General features: G+C 51.7%; 13 protein-coding genes. 6 read left to right on the forward strand and 7 right to left on the reverse strand.

The annotated features are described in order from the left end of the window. Positions 1–79: 79 nt before the first annotated feature. A complete protein-coding gene (locus ACF8PK_RS19405; protein ID WP_014205656.1) occupies positions 80–1,942 on the forward strand; it encodes a methyl-accepting chemotaxis protein in 1,863 nt (620 codons plus the stop codon). Between the two features lie 177 nt (positions 1,943–2,119). On the opposite strand, the gene aceA is transcribed toward ACF8PK_RS19405, so the two are convergent. The 3 genes from aceA to ACF8PK_RS19420 all read right to left on the reverse strand — a co-directional run bounded on the left by aceA (position 2,120) and on the right by ACF8PK_RS19420 (position 6,689). Continuing rightward, positions 2,120–3,430, reverse strand: coding sequence for an isocitrate lyase (aceA, locus tag ACF8PK_RS19410; protein WP_004729438.1), 1,311 nt, complete (start codon positions 3,428–3,430; stop codon positions 2,120–2,122). 120 nt (positions 3,431–3,550) lie between these two features. After that, positions 3,551–5,188 carry a malate synthase A gene (gene aceB / locus ACF8PK_RS19415; protein ID WP_158164991.1) on the reverse strand — a complete coding sequence of 546 codons (1,638 nt, stop codon included), beginning with the start codon at positions 5,186–5,188 and terminating at the stop codon, positions 3,551–3,553. 595 nt (positions 5,189–5,783) lie between these two features. Next, positions 5,784–6,689, reverse strand: coding sequence for a hydrogen peroxide-inducible genes activator (locus ACF8PK_RS19420; protein ID WP_392443133.1), 906 nt, complete (start codon positions 6,687–6,689; stop codon positions 5,784–5,786). A 195-nt stretch (positions 6,690–6,884) separates the two neighbouring features. On the opposite strand from ACF8PK_RS19420, the gene ACF8PK_RS19425 reads away from it, so the two are divergent. The 3 genes from ACF8PK_RS19425 (at position 6,885) to ppk2 (ending at position 9,333) form a co-directional block, all read left to right on the forward strand. Next, positions 6,885–7,496: a peroxiredoxin C gene (locus ACF8PK_RS19425; RefSeq protein ID WP_055465959.1), complete on the forward strand. Its 612-nt coding sequence runs from the start codon at positions 6,885–6,887 to the stop codon at positions 7,494–7,496. Positions 7,497–7,750: 254 nt separating this feature from the next. Continuing rightward, on the forward strand, positions 7,751–8,503 hold the full coding sequence (locus ACF8PK_RS19430) for a copper homeostasis protein CutC (protein WP_143680143.1): 753 nt from the start codon (positions 7,751–7,753) through the stop codon (positions 8,501–8,503). A gap of 53 nt (positions 8,504–8,556) precedes the next feature. After that, positions 8,557–9,333, forward strand: coding sequence for a polyphosphate kinase 2 (gene ppk2, locus ACF8PK_RS19435; protein WP_004729450.1), 777 nt, complete (start codon positions 8,557–8,559; stop codon positions 9,331–9,333). Positions 9,334–9,349: 16 nt separating this feature from the next. Here ppk2 and phoU read toward each other — a convergent pair whose 3' ends face one another. The 4 genes from phoU to ACF8PK_RS19455 are packed head-to-tail and all read right to left on the reverse strand — an operon-like array spanning position 9,350 to position 14,760. Continuing rightward, positions 9,350–10,048, reverse strand: a complete 699-nt coding sequence (phoU, locus tag ACF8PK_RS19440; RefSeq protein WP_004729452.1) for a phosphate signaling complex protein PhoU — start codon at positions 10,046–10,048, stop codon at positions 9,350–9,352. 23 nt (positions 10,049–10,071) lie between these two features. After that, entirely contained in the window at positions 10,072–10,890 is an 819-nt protein-coding gene (pstB, locus tag ACF8PK_RS19445; protein WP_004729454.1) for a phosphate ABC transporter ATP-binding protein PstB, read from the reverse strand. 2 nt (positions 10,891–10,892) lie between these two features. After that, positions 10,893–12,545, reverse strand: a complete 1,653-nt coding sequence (gene pstA, locus ACF8PK_RS19450) for a phosphate ABC transporter permease PstA (protein WP_392443137.1) — start codon at positions 12,543–12,545, stop codon at positions 10,893–10,895. A 13-nt stretch (positions 12,546–12,558) separates the two neighbouring features. After that, complete coding sequence (locus tag ACF8PK_RS19455) at positions 12,559–14,760, reverse strand: ABC transporter permease subunit (RefSeq protein ID WP_392443139.1); 2,202 nt, start codon at positions 14,758–14,760, stop codon at positions 12,559–12,561. Between the two features lie 191 nt (positions 14,761–14,951). On the opposite strand from ACF8PK_RS19455, the gene ppk1 reads away from it, so the two are divergent. Next, positions 14,952–17,066 carry a polyphosphate kinase 1 gene (ppk1, locus tag ACF8PK_RS19460; protein WP_014205663.1) on the forward strand — a complete coding sequence of 705 codons (2,115 nt, stop codon included), beginning with the start codon at positions 14,952–14,954 and terminating at the stop codon, positions 17,064–17,066. Next, a complete protein-coding gene (gene ppx, locus ACF8PK_RS19465; protein ID WP_014205664.1) occupies positions 17,041–18,555 on the forward strand; it encodes an exopolyphosphatase in 1,515 nt (504 codons plus the stop codon). Before ppk1 ends, ppx begins: the two co-directional genes overlap by 26 nt. Positions 18,556–18,565 lie beyond the last annotated feature (10 nt).

The following is an 18,565-nucleotide window of genomic DNA, read 5'->3' on the forward strand; positions in this document are numbered from 1 at the left end:
ATATCGCGCGCAAATCAACTCATGCAAAAGCGAACAAACAATGTTTCACCGACTTCGGAAAATATCGCACAAGATATTCATGATCATCACGGTCAGTAGCTTATCAGCGCTCATCCTTGCTGCCTCCAGCTACCTGTCTATTTCCGGCATCAGCCACAACTTCGAGTACTTTACTGCCAACAATTTGGCCAACAACAACGCTTCCCTCATGCAAGAAGAGATGTTGATGACGCGCATCGGCGTACTCACATATCGCACCACACAAAACAGCCAAGATCTGCGCGAGGCCATGCTGCATTTGGATAAGTCTGAGCAACTGATTCAAAACCAGCTGCGCGACTATCCCGACAGCCGGACCCAAACGGCAATGAATCGAACGCTCAGAGAGGTTCAGGAGTATCGCAATGCGCTCACCGAAGTAAGCAACGTGATGCAACAGCGTGACGATGTCATTCAAAACTTTAACCGCCGACATGAACAGATTCGAACTTACTTCTCTCAACACAATTCTCGATTCGCGCAAGTCCGCCAGTTGAACGAACGTTACACGCTGGCGCACAACATCACGCTGCGTTTTCTGCTGACGAATGCACTCAAAGATTATGAAGAAGCCGATGAGACTTACAGCCAAGTGGAAACCTTGATCGATCAATCCGACGCCAATTTCTCTGCGCCACTGATCGAATTGATTCAAGGACAACGGGGAATTTTGCAAGAAATCGAACGCATCATCGTTCATCGCAACCACTTGTGGGATACCCAAATGGCCAACCAAGGCAACGACATCGTCAACACCATCAATCAGGTGCGTAGCGATGCCTTGCAAGCCCAAATCGAGTCACGGGAAAGTATTCGCGAGCAAATTGATGAATCCGTCATCGTGGTTCTGACCACGTTTCTCATCTCAACACCGCTGGTGATTTTGCTGTCGATCGTGGTGGCACGCAGCATTACAACGCCGGTTCAGCAAGCAAAAGAACAAGCTGAGCGTTTGGCTAACGGCGACATCAAAGCGTGGTATGAGATCAGCGGCAACGATGAAATTTCGCAAATGCAGTCATCGCTGCGCGACATGGAACACAAGTTCCATAACACGCTGACCGAAATTGCAACGTGCAGCAGTTTGCTCTCGGCATCGTCGGAAGAGCTGTCGGTCATCAACCAAGACATTTTACGTGGTTCAAAGCAGCAGAAAGTAGAAACCGATCAAGTGGCCACTGCGATTCATCAAATGGCTGCCGCGATCACCGAGGTGTCGACCAACGCCAGCGAAGCATCGAGTAAATCGATCGCCACCAGTGCAGAAGCCAAAGAAGGCCAACAATTGATTGGCACGACCATGGATAAAGTCAGCGAACTGGCCAACACCATGGGGCAACTGAGCCACGACATTTCTGAACTCAAAACGGGCACAGAAGAAGTCAGTGACGTGATGAACGTGATTCAGAAAATTGCCGAGCAAACCAACTTGTTGGCACTGAACGCCGCCATTGAAGCCGCGCGCGCTGGTGAACAAGGTCGCGGCTTTGCAGTGGTTGCCGACGAAGTGCGTCAACTTGCTCAGCAGACTCAAAATGCCATCGAGACCATTGAACATCAAATCGTCTCCCTGCAACGCAATACCACCACCGTGGTGAAATCGATTGATCACAGCCAAGTGATGCTGGAAGAGACCGTGTCGCAAGCAAAACATGCACAGCTCGCCTTTACCAACATCAGCGAACGCGTGCGTGAGAGCAATGATTTGAACGCTCACATCGCCACCGCCACGGAAGAGCAAAACTACACCGCAGAGTTGATCAACCAAAGTTTGAGTACCATGCGCTCACATGTTGATGAAACGTCAGACATGATTGAACATTGTCACCAAGCGACCAATGAATTGGCGCAAATGTCTGTGACCTTGAACGAACAACTGAGCTTCTTCAAATTGAATGCATAAAATCAATACATAAACGCTATGCAGGCGGCCAATGTGCCGCCTCTTTTTTTTTGAAAAAAAAGGGGAGCTTGATGCGCTCTGTAGTCACTCAAAGCCCCACAAAAAAAGAGCGACCGAAGCCGCTCAAAAGGTGTTGCACAGATTATCGTTGTAACGTATTGAGGTAAGGGAACTCAGTTAAAACTGGTCTTCTTCGGTCGAACCAGTCAGGGCAGTGACTGATGACTGACCACCTTGAATGGTGTTGGTCATCTTGTCAAAGTAGCCGGTGCCCACTTCTTGTTGGTGAGCCACGAAGGTGTAGCCTTTTTCTGCCGCTTGGAATTCACGGCGCTGAACCATTTCCACGTAGTGACGCATGCCTTCGCCCTGAGCGTACGCGTGTGCCAGTTCGAACATGTTGAACCACATGTTGTGAATGCCCGCCAGCGTAATGAACTGGTATTTGTAGCCCATGTCGGCCAGCTCTTGCTGGAATTTCGCAATGGTTTCCGCGTCTAGGTTTTTCTCCCAGTTGAACGATGGCGAGCAGTTGTACGCCAGCAGTTGATCGGGGTACTGAGCGTGAATCGCTTCTGCGAACTTACGCGCCTCTTCCAGATCCGGTTTTGCCGTTTCACACCACACCAAGTCCGCGTAAGGTGAATATGCCAGACCACGCGCTATCGCTTGGTCAATGCCAGCACGCACACGGTAGAAGCCTTCCGACGTACGCTCACCGACGATGAAATCCGCATCGTATGGGTCACAATCCGACGTCAGTAGGTCAGCCGCGTTGGCATCGGTACGCGCAATCACCAACGTGGTGGTGCCAGAAACGTCAGCCGCCAATCGCGCCGCCACCAATTTTTGCACCGCTTCTTGTGTCGGAACCAGTACTTTCCCGCCCATGTGGCCACATTTTTTCACGGAGGCCAATTGGTCTTCAAAGTGCACGCCCGCAGCGCCTGCATCGATCATCGATTTCATCAGCTCATAGGCATTCAACACCCCGCCAAAGCCCGCTTCCGCATCCGCCACGATCGGCAGGTAGTAATCAATTCCACCTTCATCTTCTGGTGATTTGCCGCCTGACCACTGAATTTGGTCGGCACGACGGAATGCATTGTTGATGCGCTTCACCACGCTTGGCACGGAGTCCACTGGGTAAAGCGATTGGTCTGGGTACATGGTGCCTGCGGTATTGTTGTCCGCCGCCACCTGCCAGCCCGACAGGTAAATCGCTTCGATACCGGCTTTCGCCTGCTGCACTGCCTGACCGCCCGTCAGCGCGCCCAGACAGTTCACGTAACCTTTTTTCGCGTCGCCATTCACCAGCGACCACAGTTTGTCAGCACCGCGCTGGGCGATTGTATTGGCCGGCGTGACCGAACCACGCAGGTTCACCACTTCTTCGGCAGTATAGGTACGTTTTACGTTTTTCCAGCGTGGGTTGGTTGCCCAATCTTTTTCCAGCGCTTCAATTTGTTGGCGGCGAGTCAGTGTCATAATCTATCCCTTCTTGTAATACGCAGCGCTCGGCATGCGCATGGTCGTCCTTTTCGCTATCAGTACAACAGGCGCTGATATTGAATCGTTAGTTTCACGTTACTGTTGTTATCAGTGGTATTACGCTAAGTAGTCGTAACCCGGTATGGTTAAGAAATTGGTCAGTTCATCGCTGGTGGTCAGCGTTTCCATCAGTTGTGCGGCTTCTTCAAAGCGGCCTGCGTTGAAGCGTGGCTCACCGACTTCCGCTTTCACCACCTCGATTTCCTCCGCCAGATAATCGCGGAACAGTTGTTTCGTGACTTGCTGGCCGTTGTCGAGCGATTTGCCATGTTGAATCCATTGCCAAATCGAGGCGCGAGAAATTTCTGCCGTGGCGGCATCTTCCATCAGGCCATAAATCGGCACACACCCATTGCCGGAGATCCAAGCTTCGATGTATTGCAGCGCAACGCGAATGTTGTGGCGCATGCCCGCTTCCGTGCGCGGGCCGTCACACGGCGCCAGCAGCTCATCAGCGTAAATCGGCGCATCCGACATGCGGCTCACGTCCAATTGGTTACTACGCTCGCCCAATACGTGGTTGAACACGTCCATCGCGGTGCTGGCTAAACCCGGGTGCGCCACCCAAGTGCCATCGTGACCATTGGTCGCTTCCAACATTTTGTCGTTGCGAATTTTTTCTAGCACCTTGGCGTTCTCCGCCGGATCTTTGGCCGGAATGAACGCCGCCATGCCGCCCATCGCAAACGCGCCGCGCTTGTGGCAGGTGTAGATCAGCAGACGTGAGTATGCGTTGAGGAACGGCTTGTCCATCGTCACGACTTGGCGATCCGGCAGCACGCGGTCGCTGTGTTTTTTCAAGGTTTTGATGTAGCTAAAGATGTAATCCCAGCGGCCGCAGTTCAGGCCGACGATATGCTCTTTGAGGGAGAACAGAATCTCATCCATCTGGAACACGGCGGGCAAAGTTTCAATCAGCACCGTGGCCTTGATGGTGCCCGTTTCCAAACCAAAGTAATCTTCGGTGAAATGGAACACATCGCTCCACCACTGCGCTTCTTGGTATGCTTGCAGTTTAGGCAGGTAGAAATACGGACCACTGCCCTTTTTCAGCAATGCTTTGTAGTTGTTGAAGAAATAAAGTGCGAAATCGAACAACGCGCCGGGAATGATCTGACCACCAAAAGTGACGTGTTTTTCTTTAAGGTGCAAACCTCGTACGCGGCAGATCAGCACGGCAGGGTCATCAGCCAACTCGTAACGTTTGCCGTTGTCCGGATTGGTGTAACTGATGGTGCCATTCACCGCATCGCGCAAGTTGATTTGGCCGTCTAACACTTTGTCCCACGCAGGCGCCATCGAGTCTTCGAAGTCCGCCATAAACACTTTCACGTTCGCATTCAGGGCATTAATCACCATTTTGCGATCAGTTGGGCCGGTAATTTCCACGCGGCGGTCTTGCAGATCTTGCGGAATCCCCAAGATTTTCCAACTGCCCTCACGAATATCTTGCGTCTCGGGAAGGAAGTCTGGCAGTTGACCGTGGTCGATTTGACTCTGTTTTTCTTCTCGCGCTGCCAGCAGCGTGTCGACTCGCGGAGCAAACTGAGCACACAACTCAGATAAAAAGGTTTGGGCTTCAACAGGGAAAATCGCCTGATGTGCCGAAGCAAGTGCTCCGGTCACCTCAAGCAGGCCTTCGCGACGGGTCGATTGGGGGTGTGCTAAATCTTTGTCTGGCGTTTGAGCAAGCATAACGTCCTTCCTTAGAATCGTGTCCATATCTCATTTGTAATTTTCAGACTACAAAATTCATCGTGTGTTGATCGGGCTAATTTCGTCATCCGGTGTCCATACATTCCCCAATTCCGGGGATAAGTTCAAGACTTTCGAAGCTAGACATAAGTCTTACAACACTTAATTAAACCTTACCTGATAAGGCATTAAGCGAAAAGACCAAAAGTTAACCCATGGTGAAATTCGAAGTTTTATTCCGTTTCAAACTCGCGCTTGAAATGACAGGCTAAAGTGTAAGTAATTACGTAATTTAATTACACAGACAAAACCGTGCAAAAACGATTTAAAACGGTGTGTGAAGCCACAGACAAGGGAAGGAACGGTTGATGAAACAAGGCAGCGCGTCAAAGCCGCACCGATTTTTGAAACAGGGCTTGCGGTAGAATCTGTAAAATTTACTTTGTGAATTTTTACGATTTTATGAAAGGTTCAAAAATTAGTTTCTGTAAAATTTTACAATTAAAAAGTAACCAACAGAGGAATAAACCAGAAAACACGCCAAAGTCAGCGTGTTTTCACTAGTATTTTTTCAGCTCTCCGGTACGACTATTCGCTAAAGCAGTTCAGAAACCACATCCGCCAAGCGTTCAAAAGTGTGACTGCGCGACGAACTGGGTCGCCATACCAAGCCAATTTCACGATAAGCCTTCTGCCCGGGTGGGTCGATCACCACCAGATTTTGGTTATCGATCAGGCCATGTTCAATCGCCATTTGCGGGATAAAGGTGGTGCCGAGACCATTGGCCACCATTTGCACCAGAGTATGTAAACTGGTTGCCGTGAACGGGTTAATCTTCTCTTTATCCGTGAGTTTGCATGCAGACACCGCGTGCTCCGTCAGGCAGTGTTCCTTCTCCAACAGAAACACGGACTCGTCCGGCAAGTCGTCATATTTGATCGGCACACGAATACCATCGGCCTGATGACGGCTCATCACCATGCAAAACGGATCCTGCCCGACAATGCGACGTTCCAGATTGCCAATCTCCATCGGCAGCGCCAGAATCAACACGTCCAACTCTCCCGTGCGCAGCGCCGCAAGCAGATTGGCGGTGGTATCTTCCCGTAATAAAAGATGCAAATTGGGGTAACGGACGTTCACTTCCTGCACCAAATCGCACAATAAAAAAGGCGCGATGGTGGGAATGCAGCCCAGTTTCAACTGACCCTCCATTTCGCCGCCCTGGCACTGTTTCCCCAATTCAATCAGATCCTGACCACGCGCCAGCAGCTCACGACCACGCTTGACCACTTGCTCGCCAGCATAGGTAAAGACCAGCGGGCTCTTTTTGTCTTTCTTCTCATACAGCGGGCAGCCAATCAGCTCTTCTAAATTTTGAATGCCTTTACTTAAGGTTGACTGACTCACATAGCAACGTTCCGCGGCTTCACTAAAGTGACGCGTTTCATTGAGCGTCACCAAATAATGCAGTTGCTTTAAACTTGGCCATTTATTCATAATTCGGTTATTCTTTGTGCAGTTTTTCGAGTCTGGCCGACGGTTTTTATCATCGCTTTTTTCGATTAACTTAATCTATTTATTTCGCTTTTTTTCAAAACCAAAACTGTACTATAGTTCGTCTCGTTATTACACGGACCAAGTTGCAAATTCTATGTCAACTCGGAACAAACCATTAATCTTAGGAGCAAAAAAATGGTACTAGTAGGTCGTCAAGCCCCTGATTTTACAGCTGCAGCTGTTCTAGGTAACGGTGAAATCGTTGATAACTTCAACTTCGCAGAATTCACTAAAGGTAAGAAAGCGGTTGTTTTCTTCTACCCACTAGATTTCACTTTCGTTTGCCCATCTGAACTGATCGCATTCGACAAACGCTTCGAAGACTTCAAAGCGAAAGGCGTTGAAGTGATCGGCGTATCGATCGATTCACAGTTCTCTCACAACGCATGGCGTAACACTGCCGTTGAAAATGGCGGTATCGGTGAAGTGCAATACCCACTGGTTGCTGACGTGAAACACGAAATCGTTAAAGCATACGATGTAGAGCACCCAGAAGCGGGCGTTGCTTTCCGTGGTTCATTCCTGATCGACGAAGAAGGCGTTGTCCGTCACCAAGTTGTGAACGACCTGCCACTTGGCCGTAACATTGACGAAATGCTACGCATGGTTGACGCGCTGAACTTCCACCAAACTCACGGTGAAGTATGTCCAGCACAGTGGGAAGAAGGTAAAGCCGGTATGAAAGATTCGCCAGCAGGCGTTGCGGCTTACCTGTCTGAGCACACTGCAGACCTTGGTAAAAAGTAATTGAAAAACTTAAACACCCGCGCTCAATTCGGGTTTGTGGTTGGAATCTTATAAGCGAAAAACGCAACGCCAATCAGTTTAAGTAAAGTCATCATCAAGCCCCGGACACTGTCCGGGGCTTTTTTTGTGCGCAAAGCCGCCCATTTGAGGAAATCCGCCCCGCAAAGTTTACCCCTATTTCTCACGCCCAGCAGACAGACGAAGCCGCTCAGGCTTGCTACACTTCGCGCACTGTTTCTCATCGGTGATCTGACATGACTTATCAACTTGAAGTGTGTATCGACAACATTGAATCATTGCACAACGCGATCGCGGGCGGCGCCACGCGCATCGAGCTATGTTCGGCTTTGGCCCTCGGCGGGTTAACCCCCAGCGTTGGCTTGATGCAGCAAGCCGCGAAGGCCGCCACTATTCCGGTGTACGCCATGATTCGTCCTCGTCAGGGCGATTTCTTTTACAGCGATGAAGAGGTGGCGATCATGACCTCAGACATTCACGCGGCGCACCAAGCGAGGCTGCAAGGTGTGGTGTTGGGACTCCTCAATCAAGATGGCAGCATTGATGCAGGTCGCAGCCAAACGTTGGTGTCATTGGCGCAATCGTTGGGGTTGGGCGTTACCTTTCACCGCGCGTTTGATCAGTGCAGCGATGCCTTTGCCGCGCTGGAAACGGTCATTTCTCTGGGGTGCGAACGCATTCTCACCTCCGGCTTGGCGCGCACTGCACCGCTTGGCACCGAGATGCTGGCTGCGCTGGTTCAACGCAGCGCCGGACGCATTGCCATCATGGCAGGTGCCGGTGTCAACGCCGAAAACGTCAGCCAACTGGCGCAAGCAACGGACGTGACCGAACTGCACATGTCGGGCAAAACCACTCGGGCCAGCCACATGCAGTTTGTGGCGCACGAAAGTAAAATGGGCGCCAGCGACCAAGACGATTTCATCGTGCCGATCACCGACACCGAGGCGATTCGCCGCACGGCATTCGCACTCAAATCCATCCGCTAGCGCAGTTTGTCCCCTCCCTTGGTGCTATGATTTTGCTATCAACGGAGGGAACCATGGCTAAATTAAAACGCAAATTTTATGAACACGAGCTCGAACGCCTGCAAGTTGAGCTGGTGAAACTGCAAGAGTGGGTCAAGCACGAAAAGCTCAAAGTCGTCGTCATTTTCGAAGGCCGTGATGCGGCTGGCAAAGGTGGCGTCATCAAGCGCATCACCGAAAAACTCAACCCGCGGGTGTGTCGCGTGGCAGCCTTGCCAGCCCCCACCGAGAAAGAGAAAACCCAATGGTATTTTCAGCGCTACGTCGCGCATTTGCCGGCGGGCGGTGAAATGGTGCTATTTGACCGCAGCTGGTACAACCGCGCTGGGGTTGAGAAGGTGATGGGCTTTTGCACCGATGAGGAATACGAAGAGTTTCTGCGAGCGTGTCCGGAATTTGAACGTATGCTGCAACGTTCCGGCATTATTCTGCTCAAATACTGGTTTTCCGTCTCCGATGAAGAGCAAGAAAAACGCTTTCTGGAACGGATCAAAACCCCAATCAAACGCTGGAAGTTCAGCCCAATGGATTTGGAATCCCGCCATCGCTGGGTCGATTACTCCAAAGCCAAAGACAAGATGTTCGCCTACACTGACACCAAACATTGCCCGTGGTGGGTGGTACCATCGGACGATAAACGCCGCGCACGCCTCAACTGCATCAGCCACCTGCTGAGCCAGATTGACTACCGCAATGTTGAATATCCGCCAGTCACGCTGCCAGCGTTGAATCAAGAGGGCTACGTTCGCGCCCCCGTCGATGAACAGACGTTTGTGCCATTCACGTACTGATGAAAGAAGTATTCGATTAGCGCAGGGCGTCGTTGATGCCCTGATCGCCTAAATGACGCACGTCTTTGCCTTTGACAAAATAGATGATGTATTCGCAGATGTTCTGGCAGCGATCCCCCACTCGTTCAATCGAGCGTGCTGACCACATGACTTGCAGAATGTGCGGAATATTTTTCGGGTCTTCCATCATGTAGGTCATCAACTGACGGATCACCGCTTCGTACTCTTTATCCAGCTTGTCATCAAGCTTGTACACTTCCGCCGCCGATTCCACATCCATGCGCGCAAACGCGTCCAGCACTTGATGCAGCATCGCAATCGCCTGACGGCACAACGGCTCCAATGACACCTGAAACTTGCTCTCTTTGGTCGACGGGCTTTCAATCGCCACATACGCCATTTTGGTCGCCACATCACCGATGCGTTCAAGATCCGTAATGGTTTTGATGATCGCCATGATCAGGCGCAGATCTTTGGCCGTGGGCTGACGCTTGGCAATGATGCGTGTGCAGGCTTCATCGATCGACACTTCCATCGCATTGACTTTGTGATCATCGCGCACCACTTTGCGGGCCAGTTCAATGTCATCTTTATTGAGTGCCTGCATGGCAAACGACAACTGCTGCTCCACCAATCCCCCCATGGTTAAGACATGAGTTCGAATAGACTCCAGCTCAACGTTAAACTGCCCTGAGATATGTCGTCCTAATTGCATGATGAATCCTTTGCTGTTGCCGGTTAACCGTATCGCCCAGTAATGTAGTCTTCGGTCTGTTTTTTCAATGGGGAGGTGAAAATAGAATCGGTATCTGAGTACTCGATCAATTTTCCCATGTGGATGAAAGCGGTGTGGTCGCTGACCCGCGCTGCCTGTTGCATATTATGCGTCACGATCACCACAGTGTACTTGGTTTTCAGATCGTGAATCAGCTCTTCAATCGTGAGGGTTGAAATCGGATCCAGTGCCGATGTCGGTTCATCGAGCAACAACACTTCCGGCTCAATCGCGATCGCGCGCGCAATCACCAGTCGCTGCTGCTGACCGCCCGACAAGCCAAACGCATTTTCATGCAAGCGGTTTTTGACCTCATCCCACAAGGCCGCCGCGCGCAGTGAATGCTCCACGGCATCGTCTAGCGTGCGACTGTTTTTGATCCCTTGCAAGCGCAATCCATACACCACGTTTTCATAAATGGATTTCGGAAACGGGTTCGGGCGCTGAAACACCATGCCGACACGGCGACGCAGCGTCGGTACATCCACCTCCGGCAGGTAAACATTCTTGCCATGTAGCTTCACCTCACCTTCCACACGGCAGCCTTCCACCAGATCGTTCATCCGATTGATGCAGCGCAGCAGGGTCGATTTACCACAGCCCGACGGACCGATAAAAGCGGTCACCTGACCTTTGGGAATTCGCATCGAAATATCGTTTAGCGCACGGGTCTGGTTGTAGTACAGATTTAACCCTTCGATCGCAATGGCGGTCTGTTTATCGGTTAAATTGTTGACGTCCAGAGGCGATTGGTACCCCAGTGTTTGGTTGACAGAAAACATGTTTAATCTTGTCCTAAGGTTCGATATTTCTCTCGTAAGTTATTACGAATGCTGATAGCGGTGAGGTTCAATGCCACAATCACCGTCACCAGTAAGAAAGAGGTGGCGTACACCAACGGCCGCGCGGCCTCAATGTTGGTGGTTTGAAACCCGACGTCATAGATGTGAAATCCCAAGTGCATGAACTTGCGCTCTAGGTGCACAAACGGAAACTCACCATCCACTGGCAAGCTCGACGCCAGTTTCACCGCGCCCACCAGCATCAGCGGCGCCACTTCACCAGCAGCGCGTGCAATCGCCAGAATTAATCCTGTAATCATAGCAGGACTCGCCATCGGCAGAACAATGCGCCAGATGGTTTCAAATTGGGTCGCTCCGAGCGCCAATGACCCATGACGGACGGATAGCGGAATGCGGGTTAACCCCTCTTCGGTCGCCACAATCACCACCGGCAACGTCAACACCGCCAGCGTTAATGCCGACCACAACAGGCCCGGCGTCCCAAACGTTGGAGCAGGCAAACGCTCGGCATAAAACAGGCTATCGATGGAGGCGCCGATGGTATAGACAAAAAAGCCCAAACCAAACACACCGTACACAATCGACGGCACCCCAGCGAGGTTGATCACCGCCACCCGAATGATGCGAGTCAACGCGTTATCTTTGGCGTATTCATGCAAATACACAGCCGCCACAACGCCCAGCGGCATGACAATAATCGACATGATCAGCACCAAAAACACGGTGCCAAAAATGGCGGGGAACACGCCCCCTTCGGAGTTCGACTCGCGCGGGTCCTCCGACAAAAACGCCCATGCTTGTTTGCCCCACTGGCCAATTTTCTGCAGCACACTCATGTCGTTCGGAAACCAGTAATCCAAGATCTGGCTGAGCGGAATGCGCACCCTATCGCCTTTCATATCTTGCGCAATCAGCGCCTGACGTTCCATCTGAGTGCGCAGCAAATCGAGATGTTCTTCCGCTTTGGCCAATTGCTGTTCCAACTGACCTTTGCGCGTTTGGTACAAGGCCAGATACGCATTATCCAAACGATGATTCAATTCACGGCGGCGCTTCTCCAGCCGCAGTTTTTCAATACTGCTGCCGATCACTCGAATCTGTTCATTGACCACCCGATCGATCTGCTCACGCAGCGCATTGGCTTGTTCAATCCCTTGCGCGAGCAAAATGTCCACGTGTTCACTGACATGACCGTTCACTTGTTCATAGCCAATCGGTTTGCCATAGAACTGACCATCGCGCGCGCGTTCAATGACCATCCAACCCTGGGGTTTGGTCGGCTCCGACAACTCGAGACTGAGCATCGAGACAAAATCCGCGCCATACAATTCCCGGTTGGCAACTTTGATGCTCAAGCGCTTTGCACTGCCTTTCGCTTCCACCGCATCAGGTAAATCCACGCCCATTTCGATGAGGTGACTCACGGGAACCGACTCGGTCGCATACAATCGCCCCACCAAGCGTTGGCCATGATTGTCTTGCCATTGATACAATGGCCCCGGCCAAAAATAGGTCAGCCCTTTCCAACCAATCAGCAGCAGCAGACCAAGCACGGAGATCAAACTGATACTGACCGCGCCGCCGGTTAACCATATCCAAGGGGCTCCGGAGCGAACCCAATTCATTGTTTTCATCGCAGACGCCCCACTACAACGCCCGGTACTTGGCTCGCAGGCGCTGACGCACCCATTCAGCCAAGGAGTTCACGGCAAATGTGAAAATAAACAGCAGCAAAGCTGCCAAGAAAAGCAGACGGAAATGCGAGCTGCCCACTTCAGATTCCGGCAATTCCACCGCAATGGTCGCCGAGAGCGTGCGCATGCCTTCCAAAATGTTCCAATCGAGAATCGGGGTGTTCCCAGTCGCCATCAGCACGATCATGGTTTCCCCAACCGCGCGGCCCAGTCCCATCATCACCGCCGAAAATATGCCCGGACTTGCGGTGAGGAGCACCACATGCGTCAAGGTCTGCCACGGCGTGGCGCCCAGCGCCAACGACCCATCCGACAGGTGTTTGGGTACCGAGAAAATCGCATCTTCGGCAATGGTAAAAATGGTGGGGATCACCGCAAAGCCCATCGCAAAGCCGACCACCAACGCATTGCGCTGATCAAAATCGATGCCGTGCTGCGCCAGATACACACGCACATCGCCATGAAAGAGCCACTGCTCAATCTCAGCGCTGTAGGACAAAATGGTCACTGACAGCATCAGCAGCACCGGGATTAAAATCAGCGCATGCCAGCCGCCTGCCATTTTACGTAGCCACGCCTTGGGCAGCTGCGACCACAGCAGGCCAACGACCATGGTCGACAAGGGCAAACACACCATCAGCGCGACAATCGAGGTCAGATGATTTTCCACCAGCGGCGCAAACCACAAGCCCGCCAAAAAGCCAATGATCACCGTCGGCAATGCTTCCATCAATTCAATGCTGGGTTTCACCACGCGGCGCATTTTCGGCGCCATAAAATAGGCCGTATAAATCGCGCCAAACACCGCCACCGGCACCGCAAAGAGCATGGCGTAGAAGGCCGCTTTCAGCGTGCCAAAGGCGATCGGCACCAAGCTGAACTTGGCTTCAAACTCGTCACTGGCCGATGTGGATTGCCACACGTACTGCGGCTCAGGGTAACTCTCGTACCACACCTTTTGCCACAACGATGAAAACGACACTTCCGGATAGCCGCTATCCACTTTCGCCACACTGATGGTGCCGCGATCGTAGCTTGCCAAATAGCGCTCATTTTTGGACATCGCCGCCAGCACAGGTGCTTGTTGATACGCACGCTCAAAGATCACCAACTTTTCACTGGTGGTGTAATGACTTTGTACTGTGCCGTTGCGATAGAAACTGAAAAAGCCTTTGCGATAGGTATCAGGCAACAAAAATTGCACTTCGGAAGCGAGTTTAAAGTCACGAATCAGCGTCAAATGGCGCTCGCCCTGTTTGAGCACATCAAACCATTGCGTCACCAAGCCATCACGATGTGTCACCAACAGTGAATAGGCGCCCGACAGCAAATTGATGTTCTGCACCGCGTGCTTTTGCTGACCTTGGCTGAGATCGACAATCTCGCGCACCTGATAGCGATCATGCACTCGTTGCGAAATCACCAGTTCAGAGCCACTGCGCAGATACAAGGTTTGACCGTCCGGCGTCAGCAGGATCTGGTCGAGCTGTTCAAACGGTGAGGGAAAAGTAAATTGCTGCGTCACGTGCGGCGCATCTAAGCTGACCCAATGCACCGACACCTGTTTGTCTGATTGATACACGGCGAAAAATGCGTGCGTATCGCCAACCGCGACACTCAAGCGCGAAATGGTCAGCGGACGTGAAATCAATGCCCATTGGACGGGCAGCGGTAAGATCTCTAATTCTGGCGTAAAGGCGCGCCCTTTTGCGGTCACCGAGTAGGTAAATTGTGGGCGAGCCACATAGACATGATTGTCGGCATCGGTCGCCGCAAACCAACCGCTGTCAGGCGGGGTTGTGGCGATGTGCACCGGATCAAACGGCAACTGCTGGCTCCAACGCGGCAGGCTGCGCTCATGATTCAGCGCCCAAAACTCGGCTTTGCCGTGTTCGCCCACCACAAAAGCATTTTCGCCATATTCATCAATCGCCAGCATTTGTGGCGCGATCGTGGTGATCGGCTGGCTGGCAAAACCGGTCTCTAATTTGGCATCGGAAAACAGTGGAAAAACCACCATCGCCAAGTAGACAAAAATGAGGATCAAAGCGCCAAGCACACTCACGCCACCGGCAGTCACTGCAAAACGAACAAGGCGATCTTTGATTAGTCGCTTGCGATCTCGTTCTTTCAATGAAAACTCGGCCTGTGCCATGAATCACTCTACCTTTTTAGTCCAAATAACATAATATTTCGAATAGGTGACAATTATATTACAAGTCACATTAAACAACTGAAAATAAAACAACTCTGCATACTAATCTGTTTTGCAATAAAAGTGTCACATTAAAACCCTAGTTTGCAGTGGTTCATAATTAAAATGTCACTAAACGTCGGAAGGTAGCCATGAGCGCGGAAAAGTTGTACATCGATAAGGAATTGAGTTGGCTTTCGTTCAATGAGCGGGTTTTACAAGAAGCCGCCGATAAGACCGTGCCACTAGTCGAACGAATTCGATTTCTGGGGATTTTTTCCAACAACCTCGATGAGTTTTACAAAGTCCGCTTTTCGGATGTCAAACGACGCATTTTGATTAACCGCGAGCGTGGCGGCAACGACAGCTCTAAACATTTGCTCACCCGTATGCAGAGCAAAGCGTTCAAGCTCAATCAGGACTTTGACAACCTCTACGGGGAGATCATCCTCGAGATGGCGCGCCGCCGCATTTTTCTGGTCAACGAAACCCAATTGGATGAAGCGCAGCAACGCTGGATCGTCAAATATTTTCATAAGGAAGTGCTGCCGCACATCACCCCATTGTTGATGAAAGATGACATCGACGTACTGCAATTTCTCAAAGACGAATACGCTTACATCGCGGTTGATTTGAAAAAAGGCGACGATTCCCATTACGCGCTGATTGAGATCCCCACCGATCACCTGCCACGCTTTGTGATGGTGCCTGAGCAAAAAGGCAAACGACGCAAAACCATTATTCTGCTCGACAACATCATTCGCCACTGCCTAGATGACATTTTCCGCGGCTTTTTCGACTATGACACGCTGGCTGGATACGCGATGAAGATGACCCGTGACGCGGAATATGACCTCAGCCACGAAGTCGAGTACAGCTTGCTGGAACAGATGTCGGAAGGCTTGAGCCAGCGCCTGACGGCGATGCCGGTGCGCTTTGTCTATGAACACGACATGCCACAAGAGATGCTGCAATTCTTGTGCGAGAAACTCAAAATCTCCCACTACGACAGCTTGCTGCCGGGCGGTCGTTACCACAATTTCAAAGACTTCATCGGTTTTCCCAACGTCGGACGTGAATATCTCGAAAACCGCCCCTTGCCGCCGATGAAATGTGCCGATTTTGAAGGCTTTCCCAACGCTTTTGATGCGATTCGCGCCCAAGACATTTTGCTGCACTACCCGTACCACAGCTTTGAGCACATCACCGAACTGGTACGCCAAGCCGCATTCGATCCCAAAGTGGTCAGCATCAAAATCAACATCTACCGCGTGGCGAAAGATTCACGTCTGATGAATTCGTTGGTCGATGCAGTGCACAACGGCAAACGCGTGGTGGTGGTGGTGGAGTTGCAAGCACGCTTTGACGAGGAAGCCAACATCGAATGGTCGCGCGTGCTTACCGAAGCGGGCGTGCACGTGGTCTTTGGGACACCCGGCATGAAGATTCACGCCAAACTGCTGCTGATCACTCGCCGTGAAGCGGGCGAATTTATCCGCTACGCGCATATTGGCACCGGCAACTTCCACGAAAAAACGGCGCGCATTTATACCGACTTTTCTCTGCTGACCGCAGACCGCGAACTGACCACCGAAGTGCGCAATGTGTTTGGCTACATTGAGAACCCGTTCCGCCCGGTCAAATTCAATCACTTGATTGTGTCGCCACGCAACTCGCGCACCCAACTTTATCGCTTAATCGACACCGAAATCGCCAATGCCAAAGCGGGCAAAAAAGGCGCCATCACCCTCAAAGTGAATAACCTCGTCGACCGCGGCTTGGTGAATAAACTCTACGGCGCCAGCACCGCTGGCGTGCAAATCAAAATGATCATTCGCGGCATGTGTTCGCTGGTGCCGGGCATTGAAGGGTTGAGCGACAACATTCGCATCATCAGCATCGTCGACCGCTTTCTGGAGCACCCGCGCGTTCTCATCACCCACAACGACGGCAATCCGCAGGTCTACATCTCCTCGGCCGACTGGATGACGCGAAACATCGATCACCGCATTGAAGTCACCGCGCCCGTGCGTGACGAACGTCTGAAACAGCGTATGATAGACATCATCAATCTGCAGTTTACCGATACGGTCAAAGCGCGCGTGATCGACAAAGAGATGAGTAACCGCTACGTCAAACGCGGGAACCGCAAGAAAGTCCGTTCGCAACTCGCCATTTATGACTATCTTAAAAACGTAGAAAAACAAACGCGAACTCGGATTAAGGGGCAAACAGACATCCATGAACCAACCCAACATAACTCGTGACAATGTTGCGCGTGAAATTGCGGCCATCGATTTAGGGTCCAACAGTTTTCACATGGTGGTGGCCAAGGTGGTGGATCAGGATTTACAACTGATCAGTCGCCATAAACAGCGCGTGCGCATGGCCTCAGGACTCGATGCACAAAAGAACCTCGATCACGCAGCCATTGAACGGGGGTTGGAGTGTTTGGCCATGTTTGCCGAACGCCTGCAAGGGTTTGAACCCGAGAACGTGCGTATCGCGGCCACGCACACACTGCGTCAGGCCAACAACGCGCATATTTTCATTCAACGCGCCCGAGAGGTGATGCCGTTTCCGATCGAAATCATTCCCGGCACTGAAGAAGCGCGCTTGATCTACTTGGGCGTGGCGCATACGCAGCCCCAAGCAGAATCGATGCTGGTGGTCGATATTGGCGGTGGCAGCACGGAAATGATCATCGGCAAAGGGTTTGAAGCGGAGTTGGTCAACAGCAAACAGATGGGCTGCGTGAGCTACACCGACCGCTACTTCGCCAACGGCAAACTGTCGAAAAAGAATTTTGCTCATGCCATTCTCGCCGCCGAACAAAAGCTGGAATCCATCGCCAGCAAATACCGCAAACTGGGCTGGCAAACCGCGTTTGGCTCATCCGGCACCGTGAAGGCAATTCACGAAGTGTTGGTTGGCCTGGGTCATGACGATGGCATCATCAATGCCGAACGGCTGCAGAAACTCATCGACAAACTGTGCGAATGGGATTCGATTGACGACATTCAGCTTGCCGGACTCACCGACGATCGCAAACCCGTGTTTGCCGCTGGCGTGGCGATTTTGGCTGCTATCTTCAAAGATTTCAAAATCAAAGAGATGTTCTTTTCCGACGGCGCCCTGCGTGAAGGCTTGCTGTACGAAATGGAAGAACGTTTCAAGTATTCCGATATTCGTCTGCGCACCACGGAAAATCTCGCCAGTAAACATCTGGTCGATCTCGAACATGCGGCCAAAGTGAAAGGCCATGCGCGTGAGTTTCTCGATCAGGTCGCCGATGAGCTGGGGCTGAAGAAGAACAGCGAGTTGTTTGATCTGCTGGAATGGAGCGCGCTGCTACATGAAGTGGGCCTGAGCATCAGCTTGCAGGCGTTTCATCGTCACTCGGCCTACATTCTGCGCCACACCAACATGCCCGGCTTTAACAGCGAACAGCAACTGGTATTGTCCACGCTGGCGCGTTTTCAGCGCAAATCACTTAAGCTCAATGAAATGGCCGATTTTTCGCTGTTTAAGAAAAAGCACATTATCGGCCTGATTCGTGTGCTGCGCTTGTCGATTCTGCTCAATAGCCAGCGCAATGATGATCCGCTACCGGAGCTGAGCCTTACCGCGCACGATGATGAATGGAAACTCAAATGCGCCGATCACGAGTGGCTGGACAACAACAAGCTGCTGCATGCCGATTTGCTGACTGAGCAAGAATATTGGCGCAGTGTGGGCTGGCAACTGGATTTTTAATGTCATCCGT

The sequence above is a fragment of the Vibrio sp. CJQ_6 genome (assembly GCF_043106745.1).
GTDB classification, from domain to species: domain Bacteria; phylum Pseudomonadota; class Gammaproteobacteria; order Enterobacterales; family Vibrionaceae; genus Vibrio; species Vibrio furnissii.

Excerpts from the sequence above, each read along its gene's own strand:
- ACF8PK_RS19405 (WP_014205656.1), top strand. The coding sequence starts at position 80 with ATGATCATCACGGTCAGTAGCTTATCAGCGCTCATCCTTGCTGCCTCC.
- aceA (WP_004729438.1), bottom strand. The coding sequence starts at position 3,430 with ATGACACTGACTCGCCGCCAACAAATTGAAGCGCTGGAAAAAGATTGG.
- aceB (WP_158164991.1), bottom strand. The coding sequence starts at position 5,188 with ATGCTTGCTCAAACGCCAGACAAAGATTTAGCACACCCCCAATCGACC.
- ACF8PK_RS19420 (WP_392443133.1), bottom strand. The coding sequence starts at position 6,689 with ATGAATAAATGGCCAAGTTTAAAGCAACTGCATTATTTGGTGACGCTC.
- ACF8PK_RS19425 (WP_055465959.1), top strand. The coding sequence starts at position 6,885 with ATGGTACTAGTAGGTCGTCAAGCCCCTGATTTTACAGCTGCAGCTGTT.
- ACF8PK_RS19430 (WP_143680143.1), top strand. The coding sequence starts at position 7,751 with ATGACTTATCAACTTGAAGTGTGTATCGACAACATTGAATCATTGCAC.
- ppk2 (WP_004729450.1), top strand. The coding sequence starts at position 8,557 with ATGGCTAAATTAAAACGCAAATTTTATGAACACGAGCTCGAACGCCTG.
- phoU (WP_004729452.1), bottom strand. The coding sequence starts at position 10,048 with ATGCAATTAGGACGACATATCTCAGGGCAGTTTAACGTTGAGCTGGAG.
- pstB (WP_004729454.1), bottom strand. The coding sequence starts at position 10,890 with ATGTTTTCTGTCAACCAAACACTGGGGTACCAATCGCCTCTGGACGTC.
- pstA (WP_392443137.1), bottom strand. The coding sequence starts at position 12,545 with ATGAAAACAATGAATTGGGTTCGCTCCGGAGCCCCTTGGATATGGTTA.
- ACF8PK_RS19455 (WP_392443139.1), bottom strand. The coding sequence starts at position 14,760 with ATGGCACAGGCCGAGTTTTCATTGAAAGAACGAGATCGCAAGCGACTA.
- ppk1 (WP_014205663.1), top strand. The coding sequence starts at position 14,952 with ATGAGCGCGGAAAAGTTGTACATCGATAAGGAATTGAGTTGGCTTTCG.
- ppx (WP_014205664.1), top strand. The coding sequence starts at position 17,041 with ATGAACCAACCCAACATAACTCGTGACAATGTTGCGCGTGAAATTGCG.